The organism is Modestobacter altitudinis, from assembly GCF_005930475.1.
In the GTDB taxonomy this organism is placed as follows: domain Bacteria; phylum Actinomycetota; class Actinomycetes; order Mycobacteriales; family Geodermatophilaceae; genus Modestobacter; species Modestobacter altitudinis.
The window spans coordinates 84,464-98,323 of record NZ_SJEW01000009.1; the positions used below are offsets into that span (position 1 = coordinate 84,464).

Below are 13,860 nucleotides of genomic sequence, written 5' to 3' on the forward strand. Positions count from 1 at the left end.
CCGCGCCCCCGGGGCACCACCATCCTGGGCCGGAGCGCCGGTGCCACCGGCCCGTGCGGAGGAGACCATGAGCAACGACCGGGACGACGACCAGGGCCGCCAGGAGACGACGCCGCTCGGCCAGCCGCTGGACCCCACCGCGCCCCGGGACGACTCCTCGACCGGGACCGGGTCGAGCGCGTACGGGACCCAGCAGGGGACGGGACAGCCGTACGCGCCGACCGAGCAGTACGGCCAGCCGCCGCAGTACGGCCGGACCGAGCAGTACGGGCAGACCGGGCAGTACGGGCAGTTCGGCCAGCCGACCCAGTACGGCCAGCCGACCCAGTACGGGCAGCCGCCGCAGTACGGGGGCTACGGCCAGCCGCAGCAGTACGACCAGTACCAGCCCGCGCCCTACGGGCAGTACGGCACACCGCAGCCGGCCAGCTACGGCTACGCGCAGCCGCCGCCCGTCGCCCGACCGGGCGGGGTCATCACCGCGGCCGTGCTCGGTCTGGTGCTCGGCGCCTTCGGTGTGCTGGTCAGCCTGCTCTTCGTGATCGTCGGCGCGGTCGCGGCGGGTGGTGCCAGCGGCCTGGACGACGAGATCCCCGGGTTCGGGGCGGTCGGCGGGGCCGTCGCCGGCGTCCTGCTGGCCTTCGGGCTGCTGGCCGTGGCCTGGACGGTGCTGATGATCTGGGGCTCGGTGTGGGCGCTGACCGGCCGCAGCCGGGTGATGCTGATCGTCGCCGGGTCGATCGCGACGGCGGTGACCGGGGTGATGCTGATCGGGAGCCTCAGCGACGGGGACGGCGGCGGCATCGTGTTCGCGCTGCTGCTGTTCGCGGCGTCGGTGGCCACCGTCGTGCTGCCGTCGCTCTCCTCGGCCGCGCAGTTCTACGCCGCGCACCGGCAGCGCCGGGCACTGCTGCCCCGCTGAACGACGACAGCCCCCGCAGCGGGCTGCGGGGGCCGTCGGGTCGTCCTGCTACCGGGCGGCGGTACCGGTGTAGTCGTCGCTGGCGCTGACCCAGCTCATCAGGCCACGCAGCTGGCGACCGGTCTCCTCGATCGGGTGCGCCTCGGCGGCGGCGCGCTTGGCCGTGAAGTCCGGCGCACCGGCGTCCTGGTCGGCGATGAAGCCGGCGGCCCAGGAGCCGTCCTGGATCGCGGTCAGGACGTCCTTCATGGTGTCCTTGACCCGGGCGTCGATGACCTTCGGGCCGGAGGTGTAGTCGCCGTACTCGGCGGTGTCCGACACCGACCAGCGCTGCTTGGCGATGCCGCCCTCGTACATGAGGTCGACGATCAGCTTGAGCTCGTGCAGGCACTCGAAGTAGGCGATCTCGGGCTGGTAGCCGGCCTCGGTCAGCGTCTCGAACCCGGCGGTGACCAGGGCGGACATGCCGCCGCAGAGCACGGCCTGCTCGCCGAACAGGTCGGTCTCGGTCTCCTCGGCGAAGGTCGTCTTGATGACGCCGGCCCGGCTGCCGCCGATCGCTTTGGCGTAGGAGAGCGCGAGCGCCTGGGCGCTCCCGCTGGCGTCCTGCTCGACGGCGATCAGGCAGGGCACGCCCTTGCCGTCGCTGAACTCGCGGCGCACCAGGTGGCCGGGGCCCTTGGGGGCGACCATCGCCACGTCCACGCCGGCCGGGGGCTTGATGTAGCCGAAGCGGATGTTGAAGCCGTGGCCGAAGAACAGCGCGTCGCCGTCCTGCAGGTTGGGCTCGACGGACTCGGTGTACAGCTTCCGCTGCACGTGGTCCGGCGCCAGGATCATGATCAGGTCGGCCTCGGCGGACGCCTCGGCGGGCGTGACCACGCGCAGCCCCTCGGCCTCGGCCTTGGCGCGGCTCTTCGAGCCCTCGGGCAGGCCGACGCGGACGTCGACGCCGGAGTCGCGCAGCGACAGCGCGTGGGCGTGGCCCTGGCTGCCGTAGCCCAGGACGGCGACGGTGCGCCCCTGGATGATCGAGAGGTCGGCGTCGTCGTCGTAGAAGATCTCGGCGGCCATGCGGTGGTGATCCCTTCGATGGAGCGAGCTTTATCGCGATAAAGCGCGGCGGGTTGGGTGGAGCGGTTCTTGTAGGCGCTAAGCGGAGCGCTGGTCGACCGGGCGCAAGGTACCGGCGCCGCTCATCGACCGCGGTCCGCGGCCCAGGGCGACGGTGCCGGACTGCGCCATCTCCTTGATGCCCAGCGGGGTGAGGACGGCGACCAGCGCCTGCAGCTTGTCCGGCGTCCCGGTCGCCTCGAGGGTCACGGTGTCGACGTTGACGTCGACCACCCGGGCCCGGAAGAGCTCGGCGGTCTGCAGCACCTGGTTCCGGTCGGCCAGCGGTGCGCGGACCTTGACCAGCAGCAGCTCGCGCTGGACGGCGGCCCCGCCGTCCAGCTCGACGATCTTGATGACCTCGATCAGCTTGTTCAGCTGCTTGGTGATCTGCTCCAGCGGCTGGGACTCCGCCTCGGCGACGATCGTCATCCGGGAGAGGTCGGGGTTCTCCGTCGGGCCGACGGCGAGGGACTCGATGTTGAAGCCGCGCCGGCTGAACAGCGCGGAGACCCGCGCCAGCACACCGGACTTGTTCTCGACCAGGACCGAGAGCGTGTGGCGAGTCATGAGTGGACCTTCTTCCGTTGTGCTGTCCGGCCCCCTTTCAGGGGCCTGCCGCGAGCTTGCGAGTGGTGGGGGGAAGGGGGGTCCTACACCTGTCCCTCTCCGAAGACGGGCCGGACGTCGCGCGCGGCCAGGATCTCGTCGTTGCTCGCGCCGGCGGCGACCATCGGCCACACCTGGGCGTCGGACCCGACGATGAAGTCGATGACGACCGGGGCGTCGTTGATCGCCATCGCCTTCTCGATCACCGCGTCGACGTCGTCCTTGGACTCGCAGCGCAGCCCGACGCAGCCCAACGCCTCGGCGAGGGTGACGAAGTCGGGGATGCGCACCGGCTTGCCCGCCCCCTCGCGGGGACCGTGGGTGTTCAGGTGGGTGTTGGAGTAGCGGCCCTCGTAGAACAGCGTCTGCCACTGCCGGACCATGCCGAGGTTGCCGTTGTTGATGACCGCGACCTTGACCGGGATGCCCTCGATCGCGCAGGTGGCCAGCTCCTGGTTGGTCATCTGGAAGCAGCCGTCACCGTCGATGGCCCACACCGTGGTCTCCGGCCGGCCGTACTTGGCGCCCATCGCGGCCGGGACGGCGTAGCCCATCGTGCCCAGCCCCCCGCTGTTGAGCCAGGTGCCCGGCTTCTCGTAGCGGATGAACTGCGCGGCCCACATCTGGTGCTGGCCCACCCCGGAGGCGTAGATCGCGTCCGGGCCGGCGATCGCGCCCAGCCGCTCGATCACGTACTGCGGGGACAGCGCGCCGTCCTCCGGCCAGTCGTAGCCGAGCGGGTAGCGGGCCCGCCAGTCCTCCAGCTGCTCCCACCAGGCGGTCAGCTGGGGCGTGCGGCCGGCCTGGTGCTCGGCGCGCAGCGCGCTGACCAGCTCGGCGATCGTCGCCTTGGCATCGCCCACGATCGGGACGTCGGCCCGGCGGTTCTTGCCGATCTCGGCCGGGTCGATGTCGGCGTGGACGACGGCGGCGTTCGGCGCGAAGCTCGACAGCTCACCGGTGACCCGGTCGTCGAAGCGGGCACCCAGGGCGACGAGCAGGTCGGCCTTCTGCAGCGCGGTGACCGCGGTGACGTTGCCGTGCATCCCGGGCATGCCCAGGTTCTGCGGGTGGCTGTCGGGGAACGCGCCGCGGGCCATCAGCGTGGTGACGACCGGCGCGCCGGTCAGCTCGGCGAGCTCGGCGAGCTCCGCGCTGGCGCCGGCCTTGAGCACGCCGCCGCCGACGTAGAGCACCGGCTGCCGGGCGGAGGCGATGAGCGCCGCGGCCTCGCGGACCTGCTTGCCGTGCGGACGGGTGGTCGGCTTGTAGCCGGGCAGGTCGATCCGCGGCGGCCAGCTGAAGTCGGTGCGCGCCTGCAGCACGTCCTTGGGGACGTCGACCAGGACCGGGCCCGGGCGGCCGGTGCCGGCCAGGTGGAACGCCTCGGCGATCCGCTGCGGGATCTCGTCGGCCGAGGTGACCAGGAAGCTGTGCTTGGTGACCGGCATCGTGATGCCGCGGATGTCGGCCTCCTGGAAGGCGTCGGTCCCGATGGCCCCGGAGGAGACCTGGCCGGTGATGGCCACGATCGGCACCGAGTCCATGTACGCGTCGGCCAGCGGGGTGACCAGGTTGGTCGCACCTGGGCCGGACGTGGCCATGCAGACCCCGACCCGGCCGGTGGCCTGGGCGTACCCGGTCGCGGCGTGGCCGGCGCCCTGCTCGTGGCGGACCAGCACGTGCCGGATGCGGGAGTCGAACAGCGGGTCGTAGAGCGGGAGGATCGCCCCGCCCGGGATGCCGAAGGCCACCTCGACCCCGACCGCCTCCAGCGAGCGGACCAGGCTCTGCGCACCGGTGATGCCGGTGGCCGGCTCGGCGGCGGCCTCGGCCATGGTGCGGGCGACGGTCTCGACGCCGAGGGTCGCCGCTGCGGCGGCCTCGCTGGGGGCGGTGGGGGTGGCCGGCGCCGGGCCGGCGCCCGGGGCCGGACCGGCCGGGACGGCCGACTGGCCGGGGGCCGCCGGGGTACGGCCGGCGTGCGCGGTGGTGCTCATCTCGACGATCTCCCTGGGCGCGGGGTGGGGTGCTGCGGCGGACGACTGTCGCTGGTCCGGAGAGCGTCGGCCGGACGGTGCCCGGCCAACAAAAAACCCCTCGTGCCGATGGCACGGAGGGGTGGCGCGTCGGTCGGGGGGACCGGCGCGCTAGCGGATCGCTACGAGCAGACGAGTGCGGGGCACGGACACACTCTGCGCCCCCGGTCCGTGCGCCGTCAACCGGGCCGTCCCAACAGCTGGGACGGCCTCACTCACCAGCTGGGACGGCTGACGGAAGCGCGCCCGCCACGGCCGGCGCCGCGGCGTCCAGCAGCCCGGCGTCGAACGCGTCGATGACCGCCGGCAGGTCCGCCGGTGCGGTGGGCCGGCCGAGCAGGAAGCCCTGCAGGTAGCGGCAGCCCAGCTCGCGCAGGGTGGCGAGCTGTCCCGGGGTCTCGACGCCCTCGGCGACCACGTCGATCGACAGCCGCCGGCCCAGCTCGATCACGCTGAGCACCAGGGCGGCGCTGCGCTCGTCGTCCTCGATGCCGGCCAGGAACTGCCGGTCCATCTTGAGCACGTCGACCGGCAGCCGGGTCAGGTAGGCGAAGGTCGAGTACCCCCGGCCGAAGTCGTCCAGCGAGATGACACAGCCCATGTCGTGCAGCGTCTGCAGGTCACCCCCGCCGCGGTCGGGCTCGCCGATGAACAGCGACTCGGTCACCTCGAGCATCAACCGGCGCGGCGGCACCCCGGCCCGGCCCAGCGCGGCGGAGACGTCGGGGACCAGGCTGCCCGACTGCAGGTGCCGGGCGCTGATGTTCACGCCCATCTGCAGGTCGCGGCCCTGCCGCAGCAGCACGGCGAGCTCCGCGGTGGCCCGCTCCAGGACCCAGCGCTGCAGCGGCACGATCAGGCCGTCGTCCTCGGCCAGCGGGATGAACTCATCCGGCGGCACCTCGCCCAGGGTCGGGTGGTCCCAGCGGACCAGCGCCTCGAGCCCGAGCACCCGACGCTCGGCCACCCCGACCACCGGTTGGTAGACCAGCCGGAGCTGACCGCGGGACAGCGCGTCGGGCAGGTCGGAGGCGAGCCGGGTGCGCCGCACGGTGGCGGCGTCCGCCGTCTCCCCGTGCCGGCGGACACAGCCCTTGCCGGCCGCCTTCGCCGCGCGCAGCGCCAGGTCGGCGTTCCGGAAGGTGACCGCGACGTCGTCGGCCGGGTGCAGCTCGGTGACACCGATGCTGCACGAGACGTCGAAGACCAGGTCCGGGTCGGTGCCCAGGGTCGGCACCGACCGGTGCACGCCGGTCAGCTCGACGAGGATCCGCTCGGCGAGGGCGGTGGACTCCGCGAGCCCGGCGCGCACCACGACGGCGAACTCGTCGCCGCCGAGGCGGCCCACCAGGTCCCGGTCGCGCACGGTGGCCCGCAACCGGTCGGCGACCTCGCCGAGGAGCAGGTCCCCGGCGTCGTGCCCGGCGATGTCGTTGACGGCCTTGAAGCCGTCCAGGTCCAGCAGCAGCAGGCAGGCGCTCTCGCCCTCGGTGCTCCGGGCCCGGGCGCTGTCCAGCGCCGCCATCAGCCGGGCCCGGTTTGGCAGCCCGGTGAGGTAGTCGGTGTAGGCCATCCGCTCGAGCTCGAGCTCGTTCTGCCGCCGGTCGTCGACGTCGCGCAGGTGCAGCACCAGCCCGGCGCCACTGCCGACCTCCGCCGTGCCCTGCGGCAGGGAGGGCAGCGGCCCGGACGGGACCACCCGCACCGTCTCGTACGCCGGCCACCGGCCGTCCCGCGAGCGCAGCCGGAAGACCCGGCCGCGCCCCTGGTCGGGGTCGGTGCCGGCGGCGAGCGCGGCCGTCAGCTCGGCGCGGTCCTCGTCGTGCACGAACTCGGTGAGCGGTCGGCCCTCGAGGTCGCGGGCGGTCCAGCCGTGCGGGTGCGAGCCGGCCCCGGAGTCCCAGGTGATGCGGCCCTGCGAGTCGAGCACGATGGTGATGTCGGCGGCGCCGTGCACGAGGGTGCGGAAGTAGGCCTCGGTGCGCATCACCTGGCGGGTCAGCCGGGCGCCGTCGGCGGCCCAGGCCAGCGTCCGGACGAACGTCAGCACCAGCAGCAGGCAGGCCGCCGCCGCCTCGACCGGCAGGATGCCCCGGCCGAGCACCCGCCCGACCAGCAGCAGCAGGACGACGCCGAAGGCCCCGCAGTAGCTGATCGCGACGCCCAGCAGCGGCACGCTCGGGGTGTCGTCCTCCGCGGGCCGGTGCTGATCCGGGTCGGCGGCGAGGGCCAGCATCCCGGTGGCGAGCATGCCCAGCCAGGCGATCTCGGTGAGCAGGTCGAACCCGGTGGCGGGACGCACCGCAGCGACCGCTCCGGTCACGTTGAGCACCGCCAGGCAGACGAAGGAGGCCAGCAGCCAGCCGGCTGCGCGGCGGCGGGGCTCGCCGACGCCGGCGAAGGTCACCAGGCCCACCACGCACAGGAGCACCGCCGCGCCGGGGTAGACCAGCGTCACCGGGTCGGACGGGAGACCACCGTCGTCGCCGAGGACGTGGCGGACCAGGACCTCCAGCAGTGCGGCGAGCGCGACGAGGGCGACCGTGGCGTCCAGCACCACGCGCGAGGAGATGTGTCCCGCCGCCGCCCGCACCAGCCGGACACAGCCCAGCAGCGCGATCGGGACGGCCAGCAGCATCGGGGCGTCCTGCAGGCCGGCAGCGATCGGGTTGACCCCCACGCCGCGCACCGCGGCGATGGCCTGACCGGCGGCCAGCAGCCCGACGACGAGCGCGGTGGTGTGCCCGGGACCGGACGCCGGGCGCCCCAGCTGGCGGGCGTGCCGGTGCACGAGCAGGGCGACGCACGACGAGGCGACGGCGAGCACCGCCGGGCCGGCCGAGCCGGACGCCTCCGGCCACCGCACGGCCACGAGCACCAGGCCGAGTGCCAGCACACCGAGCAGGCCGAGGGCGGCGGCGCGCTCACGCGCCGGGGCGGTCCCCGGGACGGACGCGGTCGGCACCCCGAACAACGGCGAGGACCCGAGCAGGGTGCTGCTCCTGCCGGAGGCGGTCACCGGGCCACCCGCCCGACGATCCCGGGCCACAGCAGGCCGTCGTGGGCCTCCAGCAGCCCCTCCAGGGCCGACAGGCTCATCGGCCGGGCGAGCAGGAAGCCCTGGGCGTAGCCGCACCCGAGCGCCTGCAGGACGCCGAGCTGGCTGGCGGTCTCGACGCCCTCCGCGACGACGTCGACGGACAGCGCGGCCCCCAGCGACAGGACCGCCTCGCAGATGGCCCGGGTGTAGGGGTCCCGGTCGACCCGGGACAGCAGCGCCCGGTCCAGCTTGATGATGTCGACCGGCAGCTGCCCCAGGCCGCGCAACGAGGAGTTGCCGCTGCCGAAGTCGTCGAGGGCCAGGCGCACGCCCATCAGCCGCAGCGCCGTGACGTCGTCGGTGGCGTCCCGGCCGGCGAGCGCGGACTCGGCGACCTCGACGACCAGCCGCTCGGGCGACAGGCCGCTCTCCCGCAGCGCGGAGGCGACGTCGCCGACCAGCGTGCCGGCGGCCAGGTGCTCGGCGGAGACGTTGACTCCCAGCTTCAGCTCGAGCCCGTGGCCGGGCAGCGAGGCCGCCGCGGTGGTCGCGGTGTGCAGCGCCCAGCGTTGCAGGTCGACGAGCAGGCCGGCCCGCTCGGCGAGCGGCAGGAACTCCTCCGGCGGGACGTCGCCGTGGAGCGGGTGCCGCCAGCGCAGCAGGGCCTCCACGCCGGTGACCCGGTGGTCGGCGAGCGCGACGACCGGCTGCCAGACCAGTCCGAGCTCTCCCCGCTCGCGGGCGCCGACGAGGTCCAGCCGCAGCTGCTCCCGGCGGTCGCGGGCGGCGGTCAGCTCGGCCCGGTACCGGCGGACCGAGCCGGCACCGGCGGCGCGCGCGTCGCGGACCGCGAGCTCCGCGCGGTCCCCGACGGCCTCCGCGGTGAGCCCGGCGGTCAGCGGGGCCAGCCCCACGACGGCGGTGAGGTCGACGATGCCGGCATCGGTCGTCACGGGGGCGTCGATGACCGACAGGCAGCGGGAGGCCACCCGGTCCGGCTCGTCGCCGGTGCCGTGCGCCAGCACGCTGAACAGCTCGGCGCCGATCCGCGCCACCTGGTCCTCGGCGCGCACGGTCGCGCGCAGCCGGCGGGCGATCTCGGCCAGCGCGACGTCGACGACGTCCCGGCCGGCGTGCTCGCCGGCGGCGGCCAGCCCGTGCACCTCCACGAGCAGCAGGGCGACGTCCTCCGCGGTCGGGTCGGCCAGCCCGGCGAGCAGGTCGTCGAGCGCCCCCCGCTGCGCGGCCCGGTTGGGCAGGCCGGTGAGCGGGTCGGTGTAGGCCAGCGAGCTCAGCTCGAGCTCGCGGTCGAGCCGGGCGGTGACGTCGCGGCACTGCAGGACCAGGCCCTGCACGTCGTCGTCGGCCCGCAGGTCGCTGACCCCGGCCTCGAACACCCGCCAGTCCCCGGAGGCGTCCTGCAGCCGGAAGCTGCGCAACCCGGTCGGGGTGCCCCCGGCGAGCCAGCCGCGCACCGCCTGGGCGTCGTCGGGGTGGACGACGTCGGCGAGGGGACGGCCGGGCAGCGCCGGTGCACCCGCCGGGGGCAGCAGCGCCGGCGCGGCCCAGCTCACCCGCAGGTCGCCGTCGAGGATGAGCACCGCGTCGCTGCTGGAGCGCACCAGCGACCGGAAGTACGCCTCGCTGCGGCGCAGCCGGCTGCCCACCCGCGACTCGTCACGCGCGGCGACGGCCCGGTGGACGGCGGTGAGCGCCAGGCAGCACAGCAGCGCTCCCCCGGCGGCCGGGGTCGGCCGGCCACCGGCGAGCGGGACGCTGAGGAAGACCAGGACGGCCACCACCATGACCAGGTGCGGCAGCAGCTGCCCGGCCAGGCTGAGCCGGGCGGTGGTGCGGGTGGGGGGGGCGACGGCGTCGACCCCCGGGTCGCGCAGCGCGGCGAGGCAGAGCAGCACGAGGCCGGCCAGCTGGGCGGCGACGACCCAGCCCGGCAGCGCGGGCAGGCGCAGGTCGTCCCCCGCGACGGCGAGCTCGCGGGCGCCGGCCCACGCGGTGGCGGCCAGCAGCAGCAGGGCACCGCTGACCCGCCGGGCGCCGGCGGAGACGGCGATGAGGACCAGGACGGCGGACAGCACGCCGGCGGTCAGCAGGCAGATCAGCTCGAGGACGAGGCGGGCGTGCGCGGTCAGGGGCTGGCCGGCCAGCGCGGGACCCACGACGAGGACCTGGGCCAGCACGACCGAGGCGCTGAAGAACAGCGCCGTCTCGGTCAGCAGGCGGGCGCCGCCGGCGCGGAGCTGACGGCGGGTGAAGAGGGTGAGCAGGGCGACCAGCGCGAGCAGGACCGCGGGCAGCGAGACGAGCTGACCGACGGTGTCCGACGGGCTGCGCGTCGACTGCCGGTCGACCAGGGCGACGACGCCGGCGCTGGCCAGCCCGACGACCACGGCGACGGCGAGCAACCGCCAGCCGCGGAGCACCCCCCGGCGCGGGGCCCCGGGGTCCAGCCGGGTGCCGCGGGTCCACAGCAGTGCTGCGGTGACCAGCGCGGTGGTCAGCAGGAGCACGTCCGCGACCGTCGGCGCGACACCGCCCGCGGCCCCGGTGAGCACCGGGACGGCGAGCAGCCACTCCGCGGAAGCCCGCCGGCGCCTGTTCTGCACCTCAGGGAGGTCGGCACCCCGGGACCGCGACGACAGCCCGCGGGCCGACCGCCTCACCCGTCCGGGCCATGCCCGGACGGGCGGGGGTGGTCAGCTGGTGATGGCTCCCTGCGCCGCCGAGCCCACGAGCTTGGCGTACTTGCCGAGCACGCCGGTGGTGTACCGCGGGGCCGGCGGTGCCCAGCCCTCGCGGCGGCGGGCCAGCTCGTCGTCGTCCACCAGCAGGTCCATGGTGCGGGCCGCCAGGTCCAGCCGGATCCGGTCGCCGTCCCGGACGAAGGCGATCGGGCCGCCGTCGGTGGCCTCGGGCGCGACGTGCCCGACGCACAGCCCGGTGGTGCCACCGGAGAACCGGCCGTCGGTGAGCAGCAGGACGTCCTTGCCCAGGCCCGCGCCCTTGATCGCGCCGGTGACGGCGAGCATCTCCCGCATGCCCGGGCCGCCCTTGGGGCCCTCGTAGCGGATGACCACCACGTCGTTGGGCTTCAAGGTGCCCTCGGTGACGGCGTCCATCGCGCCCTGCTCGCCGTCGAAGACCCGGGCGGTGCCCTCGAACACGTCGGCGTCGAAGCCCGCGGACTTCACCACGGCGCCCTCAGGAGCCAGCGAGCCGCGCAGGATGGTCAGGCCGCCGGTCGCGTGGATCGGGTCGTTCATCGCGTGCACGATCGTGCCGTCGAGGTCGGGCGGGGAGATCTCGGCCAGGTTCTCGGCCATCGTCCTGCCCGTCACGGTGAGGACGTCGCCGTGCAGCAGCCCGGCGTCCAGCAGCGCGCGCAGCACCACCGGCACGCCGCCGACGCGGTCGACGTCGGTCATCACGAAACGACCGAAGGGCTTGACGTCGGCCAGGTGCGGCGTCCGGTCCCCGATCCGGTTGAAGTCGTCGAGGTCGAGCTCGACCTGCGCCTCGTGCGCGATCGCCAGCAGGTGCAGGACGGCGTTGGTCGAGCCGCCCAGCGCCATGACGACGGTGATGGCGTTCTCGAACGCCTCCTTGGTCATGATCTGCCGCGCGGTGATGCCCTTGCGGAGCAGCTCCACCACGGCCTCACCGGAGGCGAGGGCGATGGCGTCGCGGCGGGCATCGGGGGCCGGCGGGGCGGCGCTGCCGGGCAGCGCCATGCCGAGGGCCTCGGCGACGCTGGCCATCGTGTTGGCGGTGTACATGCCACCGCAGGAGCCCATGCCGGGGCAGGCGGCCTTCTCGATGGCGGTCAGCTCGTCGCGGGTGATCTTCCCGGCCGCGCACGCGCCGACGCCCTCGAAGACGTCGATCAGGGTGAGGTCCTTGTCGCCGAGCTTCCCGGGCAGGGTGGAGCCGGAGTAGACGAAGACGCTGGCCAGGTCCAGGCGTGCGGCGGCCATCAGCATGCCGGGCAGCGACTTGTCGCAGCCGGCCAGCAGCACCGAGCCGTCGAGTCGCTCGGCGAACATGACCGTCTCGACCGAGTCGGCGATGACCTCACGGGAGACCAGCGAGGCACGCATCCCCTCGTGGCCCATCGAGATGCCGTCGGAGACCGAGATGGTGCCGAACTCCAGCGGGTAGCCACCGGCGGCGAACACGCCCTCCTTGGCCCGCTTGGCCAGCCGGTCCAGCGAGAGGTTGCAGGGGGTGATCTCGTTCCAGGACGAGGCCACGCCGATCTGCGGCTTCACCCAGTCGTCGTCGCCCATGCCCACCGCGCGGAGCATCGCCCGGGCGGGCGCCTTGGCGTCCCCGTCGGTCACCTCGCGGCTGCGGGGCTTGACGTCGACGGTGCTCTCAGCGGTGGGGCGGTCTTCCACGGTCGTCACGTCCGGGGATGGTAGGCCGCCGGGGTGCGGGTGCGGCTGGCCCGGGGGCCGCCGTCCCAGCATCTGGGAGGATCTGGAGCCGTGGCTGTCGCTCGCTTGCGCATGGGCCGGACCGCGCTGCTGCCCATCACGTTCCTGGCCATCTGCCTGCTGCCCCTGGCCAACGCGACGCCGTGGCTGCTCCTGCTGCTGGTCGTGCCGGCTGCGCTGGCCGTCTGGGTCCACCGGGCCGGCGTCGACATCGGCGACGGCGGGATCACCGTGCGCTCGCTGGCCGGGGCACGCACCGTGCCCTGGGCGGAGCTGTCCGGCATCCGGGTGGGGCCGCGCAGCGACCTGTGGCTGGTGACCACCGCCGGCACCCAGGTGCGGCTGCCGGTGCTCCGCGCGCGTGACCTGCCCCGCCTCGCCCAGCTGTCCAACGGCCGCATTCCCCAGGTGTAGCGGAAGGACCCCGTCCCCCTCACCCCTCGCAAGCTCGGGGCGAGCCTCTGGACGGGGCCGTCAGGCGACGGGGTCCTTCTAGTAGTCGGTGACCACGTTCTGCAGAGGCTCGCCCGCCAGCACCCGCGCCAGCTGGTCGGTGACCGCGGTGGTGGCGCGGGCGTTGGTGTCCGGCACGGCTCCGGCGACGTGCGGGGTGAGCAGCAGCCCGGGGGCCGACCACAGCGGGTGCCCCTCGGGCAGCGGCTCGGGCTCGGTGACGTCGAGCGCCGCCCGCAACCGGCCGGCGGTCAGCTCGGCGAGCAGGGCGTCGGTGTCCACGACCACCCCGCGGGCGGCGTTCACCAGCAGCGCGTCGTCCTTCATCGCCGCGAGGAACGCGGCGTCGACCATGCCGGTCGTCTCCGGGGTGACCGGGACGATGAGCACGACCACGTCGGCGTGCGGCAGCAGGTCGGGGAGCTCCCCGAAGGCGTGCACCCCCTCGCGCGCCGTCCGGGCGACCCAGGTGACGTCGACGTCGAAGCCGGCCATCATCGCGCCGATCGTGCGGCCGATGTCCCCGGCGCCGACCATCAGCACCCGGGCGCCGACCAGCGAGTGGTCGGTGCGCATCTCCCAGTGCCCGGCGTCCTGCAGCCGGGTGAAGTGCGGGATGCCGCGCTGGGCGGCGAGCGTGGCGGCCACCGCCCACTCGGCGGTGGCCGGCGTGTGCGCCCCGCGGGCGTTGCACAGGACGACCCGCTCGGGGAGCCGGCCGACGAACCTCTCCGCCCCGGCGCTCATCAGCTGGACCAGCCGGAGGTGCGGCAGCGCGGCCCAGACCTCGGCGGGGAGCTCGCCGCCGCCGCGGGGCACCATCACCTGCGCCTGGGTGGCCTCGCCGGCGGGCACCCCGTCGGCCGGGTCGAACCGGTGCGCGCGGATGCGCGGGGAGACGGCCTCCACCGCCGCGGCGAGCGCACGCGAGGGGACGAGGACGTGCAGCGTCTCCTCGGCGCCGAGGTCGAGGACGGGCGCGGGAGGGGCGGTGTCGGGCACGGGTCCCGACCTTAGGTGCCCGGCGGTGGACCCTGCAGCGCGGACGGCGGTCGCCGTCGACCGGCCGCCGTACTGTTGCGGTCGTGGCACGGCGGACAGCGGGACCGGGTGCGCGGCGGTGGGCCGTGGTCACGCTGGGGTGCCTGCTGTTGACCGGCTGCGGCGGGGGCTACGAGCCGTCCGGCCCGTTCCGCGACGTGCCGCAGGGCCAGCCACCGCAGGTGGCCC

General features: G+C 74.7%; 9 protein-coding genes. 2 read left to right on the plus strand and 7 right to left on the minus strand.

The features are described from left to right. Window positions 1-67: 67 nt before the first annotated feature. Window positions 68-922 carry a hypothetical protein gene (locus FHL79_RS25480; protein WP_171058034.1) on the plus strand — a complete coding sequence of 285 codons (855 nt, stop codon included), beginning with the start codon at window positions 68-70 and terminating at the stop codon, window positions 920-922. 48 nt (window positions 923-970) lie between these two features. Here the strand turns inward: FHL79_RS25480 and ilvC are convergent, their stop codons facing one another. The 6 genes from ilvC to ilvD all read right to left on the minus strand — a co-directional run bounded on the left by ilvC (window position 971) and on the right by ilvD (window position 12,147). Continuing rightward, window positions 971-1,996, minus strand: a complete 1,026-nt coding sequence (ilvC, locus tag FHL79_RS05715) for a ketol-acid reductoisomerase (protein ID WP_138757650.1) — start codon at window positions 1,994-1,996, stop codon at window positions 971-973. Window positions 1,997-2,074: 78 nt separating this feature from the next. Further along, complete coding sequence (ilvN, locus tag FHL79_RS05720) at window positions 2,075-2,605, minus strand: acetolactate synthase small subunit (protein WP_138757651.1); 531 nt, start codon at window positions 2,603-2,605, stop codon at window positions 2,075-2,077. An 83-nt stretch (window positions 2,606-2,688) separates the two neighbouring features. Beyond that, window positions 2,689-4,644 (minus strand): acetolactate synthase large subunit, encoded by a 1,956-nt coding sequence (locus tag FHL79_RS05725; protein ID WP_138757652.1) that lies wholly within the window; start codon window positions 4,642-4,644, stop codon window positions 2,689-2,691. Between the two features lie 250 nt (window positions 4,645-4,894). Next, complete coding sequence (locus FHL79_RS05730) at window positions 4,895-7,702, minus strand: putative bifunctional diguanylate cyclase/phosphodiesterase (protein ID WP_138757653.1); 2,808 nt, start codon at window positions 7,700-7,702, stop codon at window positions 4,895-4,897. Continuing rightward, complete coding sequence (locus FHL79_RS05735; RefSeq protein ID WP_138757654.1) at window positions 7,699-10,347, minus strand: putative bifunctional diguanylate cyclase/phosphodiesterase; 2,649 nt, start codon at window positions 10,345-10,347, stop codon at window positions 7,699-7,701. The genes FHL79_RS05730 and FHL79_RS05735 overlap by 4 nt, the downstream gene beginning before the upstream one ends. A gap of 90 nt (window positions 10,348-10,437) precedes the next feature. Beyond that, the gene (gene ilvD / locus FHL79_RS05740; RefSeq protein ID WP_138757655.1) at window positions 10,438-12,147 is read right to left on the minus strand and encodes a dihydroxy-acid dehydratase; all 1,710 of its coding nucleotides are present in this window, start codon (window positions 12,145-12,147) and stop codon (window positions 10,438-10,440) included. Between the two features lie 81 nt (window positions 12,148-12,228). On the opposite strand from ilvD, the gene FHL79_RS05745 reads away from it, so the two are divergent. Next, window positions 12,229-12,591 (plus strand): PH domain-containing protein, encoded by a 363-nt coding sequence (locus tag FHL79_RS05745; protein ID WP_138757656.1) that lies wholly within the window; start codon window positions 12,229-12,231, stop codon window positions 12,589-12,591. Window positions 12,592-12,669: 78 nt separating this feature from the next. Here FHL79_RS05745 and FHL79_RS05750 read toward each other — a convergent pair whose 3' ends face one another. After that, a complete protein-coding gene (locus FHL79_RS05750) occupies window positions 12,670-13,632 on the minus strand; it encodes a 2-hydroxyacid dehydrogenase (protein WP_218938337.1) in 963 nt (320 codons plus the stop codon). Window positions 13,633-13,860: the final 228 nt, after the last annotated feature.